Raw genomic sequence first — 17,508 nt, forward strand, 5'->3', positions numbered from 1 at the left:
GCGTACAGGCGCGTGGCCGGTCGCCGGGAACAGACGCCGGTTTCATCGGCGTCTTCTGAAGTTTCCTACGACTCTTCCGCAGGCCGGGTTGGCGTCGGCTCCGTGGCCGCTTCCAAGCCTTGGCGGCGGTTTTCCTGGAACCAGTGCAAGGCAATCAGGAGCAGGGTCGGAACGCCTAGCAGGGCGGTGATCAGGAAGAAGTTGTGATAGCCGAATTTCTCCACCATCACCCCGGAATAGCCGCCGATCAGGCGCGGCAGCAACAGCATGATCGAGCTGAGCAGGGCGTATTGGGTGGCGGAGAACTTCAGGTTGGTCAGGCTCGACAGATAAGCGACGAATGCCGAGGTGGCCAGGCCCGAGCTGAAGTTGTCCAGGGAGATGGTGACAATCAGCATCTGCAGGTTGGCGCCCATGTCGGTGAGCATCAGGAAGAGGATGTTGGTGCCGGCCGAGGCCACGCCGCCGATGAACAGGATCGGCAGGATGCCGAAGCGTACGATCAGCAGGCCGCCCATGCCGGCGCCGACGAGGGTCATGATCAGCCCGAAAATCTTGCTGACGCTGGCGATCTGGTCCTTGGTGAAGCCTTGGTCGATGTAGAACACGTTGGCCATGACGCCCATGACGGTATCGGACATCCGGTAGGTCGCGATCAGCCCGAGTAGCAACAGCGCTTGCCAGCGGTAGCGCAGGATGAAGTCGTTGACCGGCGTCAGCACCGGGGCCAGCCCGCGGCGGCCCATGGCCGACAGGCACAGGGCTGTGAGGATGATATAGAGGATGGCCCGCAGGAACGCGCGGTCTTCGAGCAGCAGGTCAAGCAGGCTGGCGCCCTCGAACAGCACGCTGGCGAAGTCCGTGTTGTAGAGCTGGGTGAACATCGCCGGAACGGACACCAGCAGTACGATCAACACGAAGACCGACGCCAGTTGGTGGACGAACGTGTAGCGTCCAGCCTGTAATTGAGTGCGTAGCGGCACCGGCGGTTCGCGCATGAACAGCGAGGTGAGCAGTGCCGGGACCATCAGCACGCCGAACAGCAGGTAAGTGCCTGCCCAGGCCGAGTGTTTATAGTTGAAGCCGGTGGAGCCGAAACCTTCGGCGAAGAACAGGGCGCCGGCGGTGGCCAGCAATGCGGCGATGCGGTAGCCGGACATGTAGCTGGCGGCGAGCGCAGCCTGGCGGGTGTCGTCGGCGATCTCCAGACGATAGGCGTCGACGGCGATATCTTGGGTAGCGGAGGCGAACGCCACAATCACGGCGATGGCTATCAACCATGACAGGTGTTTTTGCGGATCGCAGAACCCCATGCCGATCAGGCCCAGGATCACCAGGGCCTGGGAGAGCACCAGCCAGGAACGGCGGCGGCCGAGTTTACCCAGCAGCGGCAGGCGCCATTGGTCGAGCAGTGGCGACCAGACCCATTTAAAGGCGTACGCCAAGCCAATCAGGCTTGCGTAACCAATGGTTTCGCGGGCCACGCCGGCCTCACGCAACCAAACCGAAAGCGTGGAAAACACCAGCATGTATGGCAAGCCGGCGGCGAAGCCGAGCAGCAACAGCACGAGCGTCGAGGGACTGGCATAGGCGGCGAGGGCGGCGCGCCAGGTTTTACGGGGCATGGGCTGGAGTCTGCCTCAAAAATTGCGAAAACAAAGCGCGCACTCTAACCGCTGTGCTCTACCGGGCGCCAGCCATGGCGCTGAATATCAACACGATTATTCAGGACACTGATCCCTTCCGTGCGCAGGCGTGCGCGTTGTTCGTCCCCTGAGGCGCTGCCGGCCGGCAGGCTGATCCGACCGCCGGCGCCCAATACCCGATGCCAGGGCAGCTTCGTGTCGTTCGGCAGTTGGCTGAGGGTGCGGCCCACCCAGCGTGCGGCGCGGCCCAGGCCGGCCATTTCGGCAAGCTGTCCATAGGTGACGACCTTGCCGGCCGGTACTTGTGCCAGGGTCAGATACAGGGTGGTGCGGCGGATTTGGGCGGCGTTTTCGCTGTCCGCGGGGGTATCAGTCACGGAAGGGTTCCTCAGGGATGTCCGTCTGTAGATTAATTCCTGGCAGGCCGATTGAGAAATGAACTCATCACGAATACTCGGGTCAGTCGTTGCTAAGGTGTCATCCTGGGGGATAATGCCGCCTTTTCACCGCAAACTTGAGCCCTTTATCGCTTATGTTGTCTAGAACCTTGCTATGCCTTGCTATCACCAGCGCCTCCATGCCTTTGCTTGCCGATACCGTCTGGTTGAAAAACGGCGACAAGCTTAGCGGTAAAATCACCGTTTTCGATGGCGGCAAATTGCTGATCCAGACCGATTACGCCGGCGCGATTCCCATCGACTGGAAACAGGTCAAGACCCTTGAGAGTGATCAGCAATTGCTGGTCAAGCAGGATGCCTACACGGGTGAGAAAGCCAAGGCGCTGCAGGCGGCCGAGGACGGCAAGGTGACCCTGGCCAATGGCGATACGCCGAAGACCGTTGAGCTGGCCAGCATCCAGCAAATCCTCAAGCCCAAGCCGGTGGTCGAGGATCTGGTGTGGAAGGGCAATATCGATGCGGCCCTGGATTATCAGCGTGCGGAAAATGACACCGATGATTACGACATCGACTTCAAGACCTCCGCACGCCACGGCAGATGGCGGCACACTGCCGAAGGTGAATACAACCGTGAATTCCAGGACGACGTGGTGTCAGCCGACAACTGGAGGCTGGAGTATTCCCTCGATCGGTTCCTCACGGAAAAATGGTTCTGGCAAGGTCGTCTGAATTACAAGCGCGACAAAGTCGAAGACCTGGCGCGCCAACGTGTGGTGGGTACCGGTCCGGGCTATCAATTCTGGGATGACGAGCTGGGTGCCTTCTCGCTGGGTTCGCTGCTCAACCGTACTGACTACGAGTACCGTGATGGCGGCAAGGACAACTTCTATTCCGTCGCCATGAAGTGGGACTACAACCGCTACCTCATTGGCAAGCGCGTCGAGTTCTTCACCAACGGCGAAGTGGGCAAGCCGCTGTCCGACGTGGCGGATTACGCCTACGACGCAGAGATAGGCTTGCGCTATAAGGTTACCGATTGGGCATCGCTCAACCTCAAGGCCGAGAAAGACGTCATCGAGGGTACCGAAGACAGCGACTTGAGCAAGACCCGTTACACGGCCGGGTTTGGCGTTACCTGGTAATTCAGGGCCAACACAGACCCTAATGTGGGAGCAGGCTTGCTCGCGAAAATGGTGTGTCAGCTAACGTTAATGTTGCTGATCCGCCGCTTTCGCGAGCAAGCCCGCTCCCACAGTTTTTTTGTGCGCTGGCAAAAACTGACAGGCACAAAAAAGCCCCGCTTTTAAGGGCGGGGCTTTTTACTAAAGCAAGGACAAGTTAGATAACTTGAACTTCTTCAGCTTGCATGCCTTTCTGACCGCGGGTAGCGATGAAAGAAACCTGTTGGCCTTCTTTCAGGCTTTTGAAGCCGTCGGATTGGATAGCTTTGAAGTGAACAAACAGGTCGTCACCGGATTGTGGGGTGATGAAGCCGAAGCCTTTTTCATCGTTGAACCACTTAACGGTACCAGTTTGGCGATTAGACATGGTGTAACTCCTTGAACAAAGATAACTGCGACTCAGGAAGAACCCTGGCCGAGACTGAGTGCAAAGAGCAGGAAAAATTCTTGTAGATGGTTGGATCGAAATTCAACATATCGTGTAGAGATTCTCAGTGACACAAGCAACACAGTGACGTCACCTTAACCCTTTTTCCCGAATGTGCCAATGGTCTTTGCGAAGGTTTCTCGGTTTTGGTGACTGACGGCCAGCGGTATTGCCGTCAGGACCAGGAAATCAAGGTGGATCGGCGAGATTTACGTCCCGCGCTTTGAACCCGGCCTCGCGCCCCGGTAAGATGCTGGACGTATTTTTTCCACCTCGCTATTTCAGGAAACCGCCATGAGCATCAAATCGGACAAGTGGATTCGCCGCATGGCGCAAGAGCACGGCATGATCGAGCCCTTCGTCGAGCGCCAGGTGCGTGGCGAAGGCGCCGACCGGCTGATTTCCTTCGGCGTCTCCAGCTACGGCTACGACGTGCGCTGTGCCGATGAATTCAAGGTGTTCACCAACATCAATTCGGCCACCGTCGACCCGAAGAACTTCGACGAGAAGAGCTTCGTCGACGTCAAGAGTGACGTTTGCATCATCCCGCCGAACTCCTTCGCCCTGGCCCGCACCGTCGAGTACTTCCGTATTCCGCGCAACGTGCTGACCATCTGCCTGGGCAAAAGCACCTACGCCCGTTGCGGCATCATCGTCAACGTCACGCCGCTGGAACCGGAGTGGGAAGGCCACGTGACCCTGGAGTTCTCCAACACCACGACCCTGCCGGCGAAAATCTATGCCAACGAGGGGGTAGCGCAGATGTTGTTCCTTGAGTCCGATGAAGAATGTGAAGTGTCCTACAAGGATCGGGGTGGTAAATACCAGGGCCAGCGCGGTGTGACGCTACCGCGTACCTGATTCAGACGAACTGTTGGAATTCCTGGGCGGGCAGACACTCTATTGCGTGTACTGCCCGTTTTTGCGTCAGCGCAACGGGCCTTCGCCCAGGAGTTGCTCTATGAAGATCGATCCGCGAATCAGTGCCGAACTGGCCAAGCTTGAGCCCAATCAGATTGGCGTCATGGCCTGGTCGTTGCTGGCCCATCCTGCCGAAGCGGCGGGTGGTATCCCCGGCCAGCCTGATCCCGACACCCCCAACGAAGAGCCCACCGAACCCGGCGAGCCAACCCTGCCGGACGAGCCGCCTCCTGCGCCTGTTGCCTGAACGAATAGTGACCTGTCAGCTGTGGGAGCAAAGTTTGCTCCCACACAACCGTCGCCACAGAGTTTATTTCAGGTTGCCACTGAGAAACTGCTTGAGCCGTTCGCTCCTGGGATTGCCCAGCACGTCTTCCGGCGCGCCTTCTTCTTCCACCAGGCCCTGGTGCAGGAACAGCACCTGGTTCGAGACTTTGCGGGCGAAGCTCATTTCGTGGGTCACCATGATCATGGTCCGGCCTTCTTCGGCCAGGCCCTGGATCACTTTCAAGACTTCACCCACCAGCTCCGGGTCCAGGGCCGAGGTGGGTTCGTCGAACAGCATCACCTCGGGCTCCATCGCCAGCGCGCGGGCGATGGCCACGCGTTGTTGCTGGCCGCCGGAAAGGAACGCCGGATATTGTTCGGCGACCCGCGCCGGCAGGCCGACCTTGTCGAGATAACGGCGAGCACGGTCGTCGGCTTCCTGCTTGCTGATCCCCAACACCCGGCGCGGAGCCATGGTGATGTTCTCCAGCACGGTCATGTGGCTCCACAGGTTGAAGTGTTGGAACACCATGGCCAGGCGCGTACGGATGCGTTGCAGTTCATCATCGTCGGCCACGCGCATGCCGTGGCGGTCCTTGATCATCTGGATCGCCTGGCCGTCCAGGCTCATGGCGCCGTCATTGGGTTGCTCGAGAAAGTTGATACAGCGCAAAAAGGTACTTTTGCCCGAGCCGCTGGCGCCGATCAGGCTGATGACGTCGCCGGTCTTGGCCTTGAGCGAAACGCCTTTGAGCACCTGATGTTCGCCATAGCTTTTATGCAGGCCTTCGATGGTCAGTTTGTACATGGAACAGGCATCCTCAAGGCGAAAGTAGGTAACCGCTGCGGTAGGCTTCGGCGCCGGCGACATGGGCGATCACCATGCCGGCGGTGGCCATGCGGCGCAGCGAGCGGGCGTAGAGCAGCCCGGCGTTACGGCAATGAACGGGGGTAACGGTGTCGTTGACCGGGTCGATGATTTCCGCGATCAGTTGCCCCGCCTCCAGGTATTCGCCGGGCAGGGCGCTGTAGACCAGCAGCCCACCCACGGGCGTCGCCACGGGTTCTACACCGGCCAACGGCGTGGCCGGGTAGGGCAGGTCGGGTAGGGGCATCGGTTCGCCGTCGATGGCGCCGAAGCGGATCAGGTATTCGATCAGCGCCTGGCAATCGAGGCTCGCCAGCCCGTGGTTGACGTCGCCCTGGCCGCGCAATTCCACGGTGACCGAAAAGCTGCCCAAGGGAATCTCGAACCGCTCGCCGAAGCGTTCCTTGAGTTGCCACCAGAGCAGCGTGAAGCATTCATCGAACGACTGGCCACCCGAATCGGTCGCCAGCAAGCTGGCCTCGGCACCGATGTAGCGCGCCAGCGGTTCGACCTGCGGCCAGGCTTGCGGTGTGGTGTAGAGGTGGGCCACGGCTTCGAAGTCGCAATGCAGGTCCAGCACCATGTCGGCGTCGCAGGCCAGCCGTTGCAGGACCAGGCGCTGGGATTGCAGTTGCGTGCTGGCGGTCTGTCGGGCGAGGGCATCGCGCAGGCTGGTGCGGATCAGCAGCAGGTTGTGCTGCGGGTCGTCGGTGAGCAGCTCTTCGATTTCATTGCCGACTTCTTCGCTCAGGTCGACGAAGCGGCGATTGAAATTCTGCCCGCTCTCCATTTCGTAGCGGCCCAGGGGCACGTCCATCAGCACTTGTTCAAGACCGATGGGGTTGGCGACGGGCACCAGCACGATCTCGTGCCGCAGGTGGCCGGACGCCTCAAGCTCGGCCAGGCGCTGCTTGAGGTGCCAGGCTACCAGCATGCCAGGCAGTTCATCGGCGTGCAGGGACGACTGGATGTAGATTTTGCCAACGGCGTTTTCCGGGCCGAAGTGGAAGCTGTGGATCTTGCGTGCGGTCCCCGGCAGCGGGGCCAGCAGGTCATGACTCTGGTGGCGCATTTGCTTGTGTGTCCTGGAACAAAAGCCCTAGTGGGTCGGCCCGAGAAAGGCCAGCCAGCGGCGTTCGGCGAGGCGGAAGAGGCCCACCAGTGCAAAGGTGACGGTCAGGTAGATCAACGCGGCGATGCCGAACGACTGGAACGTCAGGAATGTGGCCGAGTTGGCGTCCCGGGCGACTTTCAGCACATCAGGAACGGTAGCGGTGAACGCCACGGTCGTCGAGTGCAGCATCAGAATCACTTCGTTGCTGTAATACGGCAGCGAGCGGCGCAGCGCCGAAGGCATGATCACGTAGGTGTAGAGCTTCCAGCCAGTCAGGCCATAGGCCTTGGCCGCTTCGACTTCGCCATGGTTCATGCTGCGAATCGCCCCGGCGAAAATTTCCGTGGTGTAGGCGCAGGTGTTCAAGGCAAAGGCCAGGATCGTGCAGTTCATCGCGTCGCGAAAGAAGCTGTCGAGCAGTGGCTGGGCACGTACCGCCGCGATGCTGTAGATGCCGGTGTAGCAGATCAGCAACTGGATGTAGAGCGGCGTGCCGCGGAATAGATAGGTGTAGAACTGCACCGGCCAGCGTATGTAGAACGTGGGCGAAACCCGGGCGATGGACAGCGGGATCGACACCACAAAGCCGATCAGCAGTGAGGCGCTGAGCAGCCACAGGGTCATCGCCAGGCCAGTGATGTTGGCGCCGTCGCTGTAAAGAAACGGCCGCCAGTATTCCTGTAGAAGTTCGATCATCGCACCGCCTCCCGGGCTCCAGCGGCGTAGCGGCGTTCAAGCCGGCGCAGAATGAAATTGGACGCGCTGGTGATCAACAGGTAGATCAACGCCGCCAGCACCAGGAAGTAAAACAGCTGATATGTGCTCTTGCCCGCGTCCTGGGCCGCCTTGACCAGGTCGGCCAAACCAATGATCGACACCAGCGCGGTGGCCTTGAGCATCACCATCCAGTTGTTGCCGATACCCGGCAGGGCGAAGCGCATCATTTGCGGAAACACCACGAAGCGGAACCGCTGGCCACGCTTGAGACCATAGGCTGTGGCGGCTTCGACCTGGCCACGGGGCACCGATAGGATCGCGCCGCGGAAGGTTTCGGTGAAGTACGCGCCATAGATAAAGCCCAGGGTGATGACCCCGGCGCCGAACGGGTTGATCTCGATGTATTCCCATTCCATGAAATCGGTAAAAGAAGTCAGCCAGGTTTGCAGGCTGTAGAAAATCAGCAGCATCAGCACCAGGTCCGGCACGCCGCGAATCAGCGTGGTGTAGAGCTGGGCAGGGATTCGCAGCAGTTTGAGGCTGGACAGCTTGGCACTGGCACCCAGCAGGCCGAGCAGGACGCTCAGCAACAACGACAGGACCGCCAGTTTGATGGTCATCCAGGTGCCTTGCATCAGCAGCGGGCCGAAGCCCTGCAGGCTGAAGGCGGAGAGCCCCAGATTTTGTAGGAGTTGTTCGAACATGAAAGAGGCCTTTGGCAGGAAAAAAGCGCCCATCCGAGTCCGGATGGGCGCAGCGCATTATTTGCCGCTGTACAGATTCAGATCGCCAAAGTGTTTTTTCTGGATTTCGGCGTAGGTGCCGTCGTCGTGTAACGCTTTGATACCTTTATCCAAAAGTGCCTTCAGCTCTTTGTTACCTTTGCTGATACCGATGGCGGTCTTGGAAGGCAGCAGTTCGCTGTCCACTGGCTTGCTGACTTCATAGCCTTCGCCTTTTGGCGATTTCAGGAAGCCCAGCTCGGCCTGCAGCATGTCTTGGATCGCTGCGTCGAGGCGCCCGGAGGTCAGGTCGGCGTAGACCTGGTCCTGGTTCTGATAGGCCTGGGTCTTGACGCCAGCCTTGTCCAGCACGGCTTTGGCGTAGGCTTCCTGGATGGTGCCTTGCTCGTAGCCGACGGTTTTGCCTTTGAGCGAGGCAACGTCTTCGCTCAGGCCTGAGCCTTTCTTGAACACATACGCCGTCGGGCCGGAGAACAGCTCGCTGGAGAAGTCGATGACTTTCTCGCGGGCCGGGGTCACGGTCATGGAGGAGATCACACCGTCGAATTTCTTGGCTTTCAGGCCCGGGATCATGCCGTCGAAATCACTTTCGACCCATTTGCATTTGACCTTCAGTTCCGCGCAGATCGCATTGCCCAGGTCGATGTCGAAACCGACCAGGCTGCCGTCGGCGGCCTTGGATTCAAACGGAGCGTAGGAGGGGTCGACACCAAAACGCAGTTCCTTGTATTCCTTGGCCGTGGCGACGCCGGCGGCCATGCACAACGCCAGTGCAGAAAGGGTCAGCAGTGCTTTTTTCATTATTCAATCCCTAAAACCAATATGAGCGCTTGTGGCGCGTAAGTATTGTTACCGGTGAAGGCGAGAACGGTATGACGGCATAAAGGTAGCAATTTCCGAACCAGAGTGCCGAACAAGTGTTTTAAAAGCTTCGGCCAGAGGCAGTGGCGCGCGTTGGTGCGCGGGTACGAGCGTACCTCAAAAGATGCACCAGGATGGAGCGGGCTGTGCTTTTGTCATTGCTCTGGCAGGAGGGGATTTATCCCCGTTGGGCTGCGTAGCAGCCCTCAAATCGGGTATCACGGTACACCTGGCGGCGAGGTTCGACCTTTAGGGGCTGCTGCGCAGCCCCCGCGGGGATCATCCCCTCGCCACAGTGGACGGCCTATTTGCCCGGCACCAGGGTCAACCGTGTCTTGCCATACGCCCGATCAAAGTTCTGCGGCTGCAAGGGCAGGTTCTGATACTGCCCCTTGATCCACGGATCGAGGCCATTGACGTAGTTCGCACTGGCCGGGTTATCGGACTGCCCTGTACCCCCTTGAATCATCAACGGTTCAGGCTGGCCAAAGTCAACGATAAAGCGCATCGCAGGCGCCAGGGTGGTGTTGAAATCCTCGCCCCAGGCGAACGCCGCGGTGTTGAGCGTGGTGGCGTCGCCGCCGGCCGATACCGGTCCGCGCACGATCTGGCCACTGCTGTTTTTCCACGTGTATGGGTGCAGCTTGCCCCATTGCCAGGCCTTGTGATCACCGCCCAACAGGCTGTCGCCGGCGCTGATGGTCGCGGCCAGGCTTCGGGCCAGGATGAGCGCCTTGTCTTCTTTCTGCGGCGTACGCACGTCGTCCCAGAAAGGGCTGTCCTCGCGAGCCAGCAGATGATCGGCCTGGGCCGAGTAGGACAATTGGCCATTGGCAACCAGGGCTTTCCACGCCGGGCTGCTTTGCGGGCCCAACTCGTCGAGGAAAATCTGCTTCATGCTTTCCTGCAGGAACAACTCATAAGTCGCTGCGTCGGCCGAGGTCGGGCTGAGCCGGCCATCGAACGCCATCAGACGGGTATAGGCCTCGCGGGCCTTGGCCCGATCCGCTACCGGCAGGGCTTCGATCGCCAGTTTGAGCGGCTGGGCCATGCCCGGGGCTTCAAAGGCTTTCTTGAGCTTGGTCGCGAAGGTCGTGGTCTGGTCATATTGCATGGCGCTGAGGCTGCGGCTGTCGTGCTTGCCCGCGCCGGCCAGTTCGGCCATGCGCTCGCCACGCTCCGGTGCGGCCCAGGAGTTGGACAACTGCATGCCGTAGCCGTGGGGAATGACCCGCTGGTTGGCGGTGCCGAGCCAGCCTTGGGCCGGGTCCTGGTCGTAGGGGTGCAGCATCGGGTCGGCGTAACCGTCCCAGTCGTAGCGACCGTCCCAGCCTGGCGACGGCAACAGGCCTTCGCCTTCGCGGCGGTTGGGGTAGCGACCGGTGACTTGCCAGCCGATATGGCTGGCGTCGGCAAAGACCATGTTTACCGCCAGGGCGCGGACTTCCCGGCTGGCATCCGAGGCTTTCTCGACGTTCTGCGCGCGGGACAGGTCGAAGAGTGCGTCCAGGGTTTTGTCGTCGGCAAAGCTTGGCGTCTGCAACGCCAGACCAAAACCGTTGGCCATGGCCGGGCCTTGGGCGCTGTTGAGCAGCGGACCATGACGGGTTTCGAACACCGCTTCACGAATTGGTCGCTGACCTTTGATGAAGTAGGTTTCGTTACGCACCATCACTGGCTGCCATTTGCCGTTGACCTCGTAGGACAGGCCATTGCCCTGGCGACGGATTTTTTCCAGGAACAGGTCCTGGTTGTCGCCCAGTACGCTGGTCATGCTCCAGGCCACTTTGCCGTTGAAGCCCGCCAGAATCATCGGAATGCCCGCCACGGAAACCCCGGCCGCCTGGTACTTGGGGGCACGGATCTGCACAGGAACCCACAGCGACGAGGTGCTCAATGGCCCATGGCCGTCGCTGGCCAGCAGGCTCTTGCCGTTGCGGCTGCGTTGCGGCGCGATGGCCCAGTTGCTCGAAGATGCCCCGTTCAACAGGTTCAGTTCAGTCAACTGGCCGGTGGCCTTGCTGATTTCGTTCAGGCCCGGGACTTGACCGTTGAGCCGAATACCCTGGAGCTTGTCGGCCTCTGCCATGGGCAGTTGTTCATCCGGATAGGACGGGCTTAGCCAGGCGAGTTTGTCATGGGTGACCGTCTGGGCCAGCACCAGGTTGGCGATTTCTTCCGGCAGGTTGGCCGATTGGCTGAAATTCAGCAGGCAGAACATCAGCGCCGAATCTTCCGGTTTCCAGTATTCGGGTTTGTAGCCGGTAGCGGCCAGGTCCGATGGCAACTTGTCGCGGTATCGGAACAGATAGGCGTTGACGCCGCGGGCATAGACTTCGAAGAAGCGCTTGAGCCGTGGAGAAGAGGCCTTGTACAGCTCATCGGCGTTTTTCTTCAGGTTGACTGCACGCATGTAGCGGTCGACGTCCAGCCGTTCGGCACCGGACATTTCCGCCAATCGCCCCTGGGCCAGCAGGCGCAAGGTCACCATCTGGGTGATACGGTCGCTGGCATGGACGTAGCCAAGGGTGAACAGGGCGTCATGGAAGCTATTGCTCTCGATCAACGGCATGCCCATGGCATTGCGTCGAACCGAGACGTTCTGCGCCAACCCCTTGAGCGGTTGCACGCCGGAAGTGGGCGCAACAGTGTCCTGGGTGTTCCAGGCCTGACAACCGCTCAAACCGAGCACACTGGCCACTGCGGCGGCAACGCCGAGCCGGGGAATAAAAGAAATAGAGGCTGGCGAGGCCATGGCAAAGCTCCTGCGGGAGGGGGGTGGCAGCAATAAAGGCGCTACGTTAGTGAGCAGGAGGGGGCCGCGCAAGCGGGGGCGAGGGTTATTTGTGGATTTGGCGATGAAACCGACAAATTAAGTCTTGGCCCTGTTTTGTTCGAAGGCTTGCCTGTAGGAAGAGGGGATGCTCAAGTGTGGCAAATCCAATGAACGAGCATGAGAAAACTGGCATGGAGCTTCAGGAAAACGCAGCGTTGATCCTCATCGATCAACAAAAAGGCATCCTTCACCCCAGGCTTGGCCCCCGCAACAACCCCGAGGCGGAGCTGCGCATGCTGGAATTGCTGGCTTTTTGGCGACATACGGCGCGACCGGTGATTCATGTCCATCACCTGTCCCGCTCGCCGGACTCGGTGTTTTGGCCGGGGCAGTCGGGGGTGGAAGTTCAGCCGCGGTTCGAACCGGTGGCTGGGGAGTGGTTGGTTCAAAAGCAGGTGCCGGATGCGTTCAGTGGCACCCGTCTGGAGGAAGACCTGCGCAAGGCCGGGATCGGGCAAGTGGTGATCGTCGGCGTGGCGACGCACAACTCGGTGGAGTCCACGGCGCGTACGGCCGGCAACCTGGGATTCGACACCTGGGTGGCCGAGGACGCCTGCTTTACCTTCGACAAGGCCGATTATTTCGGCAATGCCCGTTCGGCCAGCGAGGTGCATGCCATGTCCCTGGGCAACTTGCACGGCGAGTATGCGACGGTGGTCAGTGTGAAGCGGATTCTGGAGGCGGGCTGATAGATAGGTACTAACAGCGCCGGCCTCATCGTCGGATCGCCGCCTGGAGCAAGCTCGCTACCACATTTTGATTCTGCGACGATCATTAGAGATCGCTTTACCGCAATTCCCCTGTGGGAGCGAGCTTGCTCGCAATGACGCTCTAGCAGGCGAAAAAAATTTCCACCCGAACCCTCAAGCCCCGTGGCACTTCTTGAATTTCTTGCCATTGCCGCATGGGCAAGGGTCGTTGCGGCCGACATCCTTCAGGGCGTTGCGCACTGGTTCCTGGTGGGCGTGGCCGCAGTTCGGACCGTGGACGTGGCCGTGGTCATGTTCGTGGTGATGGTCATGATCGTGGTTGCAATCAGGGCCGTGAACGTGGGGTTGCTGGGTCATCGGGGTTACTCCGCAATAAAATCGGCGGCGATTATCACGCCATTGCGCTTCAGGTGCACGTAGTGAGCGATGAATATCCCGGTTTCCAGCTCACCTTCCAGACGATAGGGGATCTGCTCCCGGGGTTTTTCGAGCAATTTCACCACGTCCCGCACCTGCGGCCACAGGTTGGTACGGATCGGCACCTTGAAATAGCCGCTGTGTCGTGGGGCCACGGTGAACCAATGTTCATGTTCGCCTTCGGTGAGCAGCAAATCACCCAGATGGATGCGGTACGTCAGGCCGCGCACGGTCAGGTCGCTGTCGGCGGGGTTGTCGACACGAAAGTGCAGCATGAATTTCTGTTCCAGCAGCCGGGCCCGCACCACCTCGACCTTGACCAGGTGCACCTGCGGCTCGGGAGCCTCGTCACCTCGCCAGGACGCGCAACTGCCAAGCCCGACGAACAGCAGCAGGCACGTGATGCGTAGCAAGTGTGATGAGTAGGTCATATCCACGCCTCTGGTTCATTCCAGTCTAGCCCCTAGAGGAGGGAGCAAGCGTCGGACGTTTCCGAAATCAACGAGCGAAGTAGCCTGCACAGCACTTCTTGAATTTTTGCCCGCTGCCGCACGGGCAACTGTCGTTGCGGCCCGTCTTGACGGGCACGGTGGGGTCGATGAAGTACCAGCGGCCGTCATTCTGTACGAACGAGGACTGTTCGCGGTGACTGTGTTCGCCCTGACCGTCGTGCCAGCGCGCCGTGAAGGTGACGAAGGCATGTTCTGGTTGGCCTCCGAACACTTCGCTGCTTTCCACCTCCAGCCCCAGCCAGGTGCTGTTGGCGCTCCACTCGCTGATGGACGGGCGGTCAAGGCCATCCTGCTGGGCGGGGAGGGTAGTGGCCACCAGGTAATCCACCAGCCCCAGCACGTAGGCGCTATAGCGTGAGCGCATCAAGGCTTCGGCGCAAGGCGCCGGGTGACCGTCGTGGTAATGGCCACAGCAGGCGTCCAATGGGTTGCCACTGCCGCAGGGGCAAATGGTTGTGTTCATGCTTGTGTTCACGGCTACCACCAGTATTTTCCAAAATTTTCCGGGTTAGCCCAAAAACGTGAGTTGAGCCAGTCGGGGACTTGTTTGTATTCAAGCAGATCGTAGGTAAACAGGGTCAGCACCTGCTCCTCGCGCTGGAATCGCTCGCTGGCTTGCAGGGCCAGGGAGAAAAAGTCCGTCTCTTGCCAGCCGCAGGCGTTGAGGTCCGCCAACACGGCGATACGGCTGGCGTTGAGATTGCGGATACCACCCAACAGATTCAGACCGTCGCGCTTGGGCAAATGCTCCAGGCAATCGAGCGCCAGGGCCAGGTCAAAACGCCGCGCCGCCACGTCCGTTGGCAAGGCGCCGGGGGCGGCATGGACCACTTCGGTGTCGGGATGCGCCTGCTGGAACGCCTCGAGTGCGGGAAAGCTGCTCGCACCGATCAACAGCAGTTTTTGCGGGGCGTAACGATCAAGCACGGCGGCCAGCGCTTGCTGGGGCGTACGCGTAGAAATGGCAACGGTCATCGAAGTTCCTCAGTCAGAACCACCACGATAGCCTGCCCGGACATCATGGCCTAGAGCGGTTTGCGCCTAAACGTGCCGAACTGCCGTAAACACGGGGCGAAACCCGGGATTGCTTGAGGCTGGCGCAGATCCGAACTCGGGTCTTTACTCCCCTGAATCGGCGCAACGCCGATCCCTCAAGGAGAAACCCCGATGAGCATAGTTCGGACAGCGTTACCCCTGGTTCTGCTAACCAGTGTGTTGACTGGTTGCGCAGGTTTGCAGAAAACCGACTGGCCGACCTGTGCGGCCGTCGGCGGCGTAATCGGCGCGGGCTTGGGCGCCACCGAAAGTACTGCCTGGGCCGGCGGCGGTGCGTTGTTCGTTGGCGGCATGGCGGCGGCCTATTGCTGGGTGCACGGTGACGGCGATGAAGATGGCGATGGTGTGCCAGACAGCCGCGACAAGTGCCCGGGCACACCGAAGGGCGTGCAGGTCGATGCTGACGGCTGCCCGCCGCCCGCCCCGGTGCCGATGGCTGCAGAGGCCGTGGTGGTCCAGGAGGAAACCATCGTGATCCGCGATGTGCACTTCGAGTTCAACAAAGCCACGTTGACTCCCGCCGATAAAGATGTGCTGAGCACCGTTGCGACCCGGCTGAAACAGGAAACATCCACCACGCAGTTGCGGGTCACCGGCCACACCGACAGTGTCGGCAGCGATGCCTACAACCAACGGTTGTCCGAGAAACGGGCCAATTCGGTGGTGCACTACCTGGTCGAGCAAGGTGTACCTCGCGCCAGCTTTGTCTCGGTGTCCGGTGCCGGTGAGAGCCAGCCGGTGGCCGACAACAAAACCGCCGATGGTCGCGCGCTGAACCGCCGCACGGAAATCCGGATAAATCGCTGAAACCCTTGTCATCCGCGGCTTGTACAGTCGCGGATGCGGGTCTTTACTCCTGTGTGACCGGTATGGGCCGGTGACACAGGAGCATTCACTATGAACGTTCTAATCAGGGCTGCCTTACCGGTGTTGCTGGCGAGCAGTCTGTTGTCCGGTTGTGCCACCCACAGCGATGGCAGCGCACCGCTTAATCAACGCACCTGGCCTATCTGCAGCCTGATTGGTGGCCTTGTCGGTGGCGGCCTGGGAGCCATTGAAAGCAGTGGTTGGGCCGCTGGCGGCGCCGCTTTGGGGCTGCTGGGCGGTGGCTTGATCTGCTACGCCCAGGATGGTGATGAAGACGACGATGGCGTATTCGACCGCCGCGACCGTTGTCCCGACACGCCGGCCAATACCCCCGTCGAACATCATGGTTGCCCGCTGCCCCAATACCCGGCCAGCGCCCCACCGGTCGAACCTCAAGCCCCCGCGAGCGAAGTCATCACCCTCAACGATGCCGGCAAGGTGCTGTTCGATTTCGACAAGTCCGATCTCACCGCCGCGGCTCGAAGCCAGCTCGATGGGCTGCTGGGCAAATTGAGTCATGCCAATGTCGCCAGTATCCGCGTGGTCGGCCATACCGACAGCGTGGGTACCGATGCCTACAATCAGGCGTTGTCCGAGCGGCGCGCCAGCAGCGTCGTGGAGTATCTGCTGACCCAGGGGCTGGCCCCGGACAAACTCACCAGCGAAGGCAAGGGTGAAAGCGAGCCGGTGGCCGACAACGAGACCGATGACGGGCGGGCGCAGAACCGTCGGGTCGAACTGCATATTCAGCGTTGAGGCCCGAGCCAGAGCCGTCGGATCGCGAGGCGTGCGGTTCGGCGGTCACTGGCCGGCGGTAAATTAAATTTGCCTTTGCCTCTGGCTTATCCTGCGCGCAAGCCGTTACTGTGCGGCCAAAGAATAATACTCATCGGGGGGCGTATGAAGGTGTTTTGGGGGCTGGGGCGCTTGTTGACCCTGCTGTTCTGGCTGGTGGTGCTGGTCAACCTGATCATACCGTTCGTCCATCCGCTGCATCTGCTGGTCAACTTCGCCGGGGCGCTGCTGCTGGCGGTGCATTTGCTGGAGCTTTTATTATTCAGGGCCAGCTTCCGTGGCCGACCCTCGCCTGGCCGCGATCGCCTCAGGGTACTGCTGTTTGGCATCTTCCACCTGCAAACCCTCCCGACCGCGTCCGAGGCTTCCCATGCGTAAATTGTGTCTGCTCGTCGCATTCGTCTGCCCGTGGGCTTCGGCTCAAGTGCTCCAGGTAGAAAGCCATTCGCTCATGCGCCTGCCCAATACCACCAGCAGCCTGACCCTGGAGCGGCTGGATGTGGCCGATTACGGCACCTTGCTGGTGCCTTCCAACGTCACTGAATTGTCCATCGGCCAGTTGCACCTGGGGCGCGAGGCGCGGATCGCCATCGTGCCTGCGCAACAGGTTTTGGAGATGAAGGTTGTCCAGGCTGAATTGGCCGACGGCAGCCAGATCACTGCCCGTGGTGCACCGGGTACCTATACCAGGGCGGCCCGGCCGGGGCGCAATCTGAACTTGCGTTTCAATGCCTTGAAGGCGCCGCTGTTTTCAGTGGATGCCCGTGGTGGTGCTGGCGCCCCAGGGTTTGTGGGCCTCGACGGGGCCAACGGCCAGGCTCCGGGTTGCACCTGGGGCTCAGCCGGTCGCGGTGCTGACGGCAGTAATGGCGGCGACGGGCAACCGGGTGCGGCCGGGGCGCTGGTGCGCCTCGAACTGCCCCGCGAGTATCCCGCCGAACAGATCAAGGTGGCGGTGGACGGCGGGGCCGGTGGCGCGGCGGGTCCGGGTGGCAAGCCTGGGGTCGGGGGCAAGGCCAAGGGTTGCCTGGTCTATACCGCTGACGGTGGCAAAAGCGGTCGCCCTGGTGCCGATGGCCAGCCAGGGCCTGCCGGCGCGGCGGGAGCGGTGACGGTGCAGCGGTTCTAAGCGTAGACGGACCCTAGTGTGGGAGCGGAGTTGCTCGCGAAGA

The 17,508-nt window shown here is 60.7% G+C and carries 21 protein-coding genes; 8 read left to right on the top strand and 13 right to left on the bottom strand.

The features are described 5' to 3' along the window. Window positions 1-65: 65 nt before the first annotated feature. Together EPZ47_RS06275 and EPZ47_RS06280 are read right to left on the bottom strand one after the other, a co-directional pair. Window positions 66-1,625: an AmpG family muropeptide MFS transporter gene (locus EPZ47_RS06275; RefSeq protein WP_135843996.1), complete on the bottom strand. Its 1,560-nt coding sequence runs from the start codon at window positions 1,623-1,625 to the stop codon at window positions 66-68. A 44-nt stretch (window positions 1,626-1,669) separates the two neighbouring features. Then, window positions 1,670-2,023: an MGMT family protein gene (locus tag EPZ47_RS06280; protein WP_135843997.1), complete on the bottom strand. Its 354-nt coding sequence runs from the start codon at window positions 2,021-2,023 to the stop codon at window positions 1,670-1,672. 155 nt (window positions 2,024-2,178) lie between these two features. On the opposite strand from EPZ47_RS06280, the gene EPZ47_RS06285 reads away from it, so the two are divergent. Further along, entirely contained in the window at window positions 2,179-3,186 is a 1,008-nt protein-coding gene (locus tag EPZ47_RS06285) for a DUF481 domain-containing protein (protein WP_135843998.1), read from the top strand. A 196-nt stretch (window positions 3,187-3,382) separates the two neighbouring features. Here the strand turns inward: EPZ47_RS06285 and EPZ47_RS06290 are convergent, their stop codons facing one another. Beyond that, window positions 3,383-3,592 carry a cold-shock protein gene (locus tag EPZ47_RS06290; protein WP_002554837.1) on the bottom strand — a complete coding sequence of 70 codons (210 nt, stop codon included), beginning with the start codon at window positions 3,590-3,592 and terminating at the stop codon, window positions 3,383-3,385. Between the two features lie 354 nt (window positions 3,593-3,946). Here EPZ47_RS06290 and dcd point away from each other — a divergent pair, with 354 nt between their 5' ends. Both dcd and EPZ47_RS06300 read left to right on the top strand, forming a co-directional pair. After that, window positions 3,947-4,513 carry a dCTP deaminase gene (gene dcd / locus EPZ47_RS06295; RefSeq protein WP_135843999.1) on the top strand — a complete coding sequence of 189 codons (567 nt, stop codon included), beginning with the start codon at window positions 3,947-3,949 and terminating at the stop codon, window positions 4,511-4,513. Window positions 4,514-4,613: 100 nt separating this feature from the next. Next, window positions 4,614-4,820: a hypothetical protein gene (locus EPZ47_RS06300; RefSeq protein WP_135844000.1), complete on the top strand. Its 207-nt coding sequence runs from the start codon at window positions 4,614-4,616 to the stop codon at window positions 4,818-4,820. A gap of 63 nt (window positions 4,821-4,883) precedes the next feature. On the opposite strand, the gene EPZ47_RS06305 is transcribed toward EPZ47_RS06300, so the two are convergent. The 6 genes from EPZ47_RS06305 to EPZ47_RS06330 form a co-directional block, all read right to left on the bottom strand. Continuing rightward, window positions 4,884-5,648 carry an ABC transporter ATP-binding protein gene (locus EPZ47_RS06305; protein ID WP_135844001.1) on the bottom strand — a complete coding sequence of 255 codons (765 nt, stop codon included), beginning with the start codon at window positions 5,646-5,648 and terminating at the stop codon, window positions 4,884-4,886. A gap of 13 nt (window positions 5,649-5,661) precedes the next feature. Next, window positions 5,662-6,780, bottom strand: a complete 1,119-nt coding sequence (locus EPZ47_RS06310; protein ID WP_135844002.1) for a succinylglutamate desuccinylase/aspartoacylase family protein — start codon at window positions 6,778-6,780, stop codon at window positions 5,662-5,664. A gap of 27 nt (window positions 6,781-6,807) precedes the next feature. Beyond that, window positions 6,808-7,518 carry an ABC transporter permease gene (locus EPZ47_RS06315; RefSeq protein WP_135844003.1) on the bottom strand — a complete coding sequence of 237 codons (711 nt, stop codon included), beginning with the start codon at window positions 7,516-7,518 and terminating at the stop codon, window positions 6,808-6,810. Then, the gene (locus EPZ47_RS06320; RefSeq protein ID WP_135844004.1) at window positions 7,515-8,243 is read right to left on the bottom strand and encodes an ABC transporter permease; all 729 of its coding nucleotides are present in this window, start codon (window positions 8,241-8,243) and stop codon (window positions 7,515-7,517) included. The genes EPZ47_RS06315 and EPZ47_RS06320 overlap by 4 nt, the downstream gene beginning before the upstream one ends. Window positions 8,244-8,300: 57 nt before the next feature. Further along, window positions 8,301-9,083 (bottom strand): transporter substrate-binding domain-containing protein, encoded by a 783-nt coding sequence (locus EPZ47_RS06325; protein ID WP_135844005.1) that lies wholly within the window; start codon window positions 9,081-9,083, stop codon window positions 8,301-8,303. 364 nt (window positions 9,084-9,447) lie between these two features. After that, entirely contained in the window at window positions 9,448-11,898 is a 2,451-nt protein-coding gene (locus tag EPZ47_RS06330) for a penicillin acylase family protein (protein WP_135844006.1), read from the bottom strand. 212 nt (window positions 11,899-12,110) lie between these two features. Here EPZ47_RS06330 and EPZ47_RS06335 point away from each other — a divergent pair, with 212 nt between their 5' ends. Then, on the top strand, window positions 12,111-12,668 hold the full coding sequence (locus EPZ47_RS06335) for a cysteine hydrolase family protein (protein WP_135844007.1): 558 nt from the start codon (window positions 12,111-12,113) through the stop codon (window positions 12,666-12,668). A 174-nt stretch (window positions 12,669-12,842) separates the two neighbouring features. Here EPZ47_RS06335 and EPZ47_RS06340 read toward each other — a convergent pair whose 3' ends face one another. From EPZ47_RS06340 to EPZ47_RS06355, 4 genes are all read right to left on the bottom strand, one after another. After that, window positions 12,843-13,046 (bottom strand): SEC-C metal-binding domain-containing protein, encoded by a 204-nt coding sequence (locus EPZ47_RS06340; protein ID WP_034154967.1) that lies wholly within the window; start codon window positions 13,044-13,046, stop codon window positions 12,843-12,845. A gap of 5 nt (window positions 13,047-13,051) precedes the next feature. Further along, the gene (locus EPZ47_RS06345) at window positions 13,052-13,537 is read right to left on the bottom strand and encodes an LEA/WHy family protein (protein WP_135844008.1); all 486 of its coding nucleotides are present in this window, start codon (window positions 13,535-13,537) and stop codon (window positions 13,052-13,054) included. Between the two features lie 67 nt (window positions 13,538-13,604). Then, window positions 13,605-14,081: a YchJ family protein gene (locus EPZ47_RS06350; protein WP_135844009.1), complete on the bottom strand. Its 477-nt coding sequence runs from the start codon at window positions 14,079-14,081 to the stop codon at window positions 13,605-13,607. 14 nt (window positions 14,082-14,095) lie between these two features. Then, complete coding sequence (locus tag EPZ47_RS06355; protein WP_135844010.1) at window positions 14,096-14,593, bottom strand: DUF6231 family protein; 498 nt, start codon at window positions 14,591-14,593, stop codon at window positions 14,096-14,098. Window positions 14,594-14,785: 192 nt separating this feature from the next. On the opposite strand from EPZ47_RS06355, the gene EPZ47_RS06360 reads away from it, so the two are divergent. From EPZ47_RS06360 to EPZ47_RS06375, 4 genes are all read left to right on the top strand, one after another. Then, window positions 14,786-15,481 (top strand): PA1041 family peptidoglycan-binding anchor lipoprotein, encoded by a 696-nt coding sequence (locus EPZ47_RS06360; protein ID WP_135844011.1) that lies wholly within the window; start codon window positions 14,786-14,788, stop codon window positions 15,479-15,481. Between the two features lie 90 nt (window positions 15,482-15,571). Beyond that, entirely contained in the window at window positions 15,572-16,297 is a 726-nt protein-coding gene (locus EPZ47_RS06365) for a PA1041 family peptidoglycan-binding anchor lipoprotein (RefSeq protein ID WP_135844012.1), read from the top strand. 144 nt (window positions 16,298-16,441) lie between these two features. Continuing rightward, window positions 16,442-16,714: a DUF1145 domain-containing protein gene (locus EPZ47_RS06370; protein ID WP_135844013.1), complete on the top strand. Its 273-nt coding sequence runs from the start codon at window positions 16,442-16,444 to the stop codon at window positions 16,712-16,714. Beyond that, window positions 16,707-17,465, top strand: coding sequence for a collagen-like protein (locus EPZ47_RS06375; protein ID WP_135844014.1), 759 nt, complete (start codon window positions 16,707-16,709; stop codon window positions 17,463-17,465). Before EPZ47_RS06370 ends, EPZ47_RS06375 begins: the two co-directional genes overlap by 8 nt. The last annotated feature ends 43 nt before the right edge of the window (window positions 17,466-17,508 follow it).

This window comes from Pseudomonas viciae (genome assembly GCF_004786035.1).
Taxonomy (GTDB): Bacteria; Pseudomonadota; Gammaproteobacteria; order Pseudomonadales; family Pseudomonadaceae; genus Aquipseudomonas; species Aquipseudomonas viciae.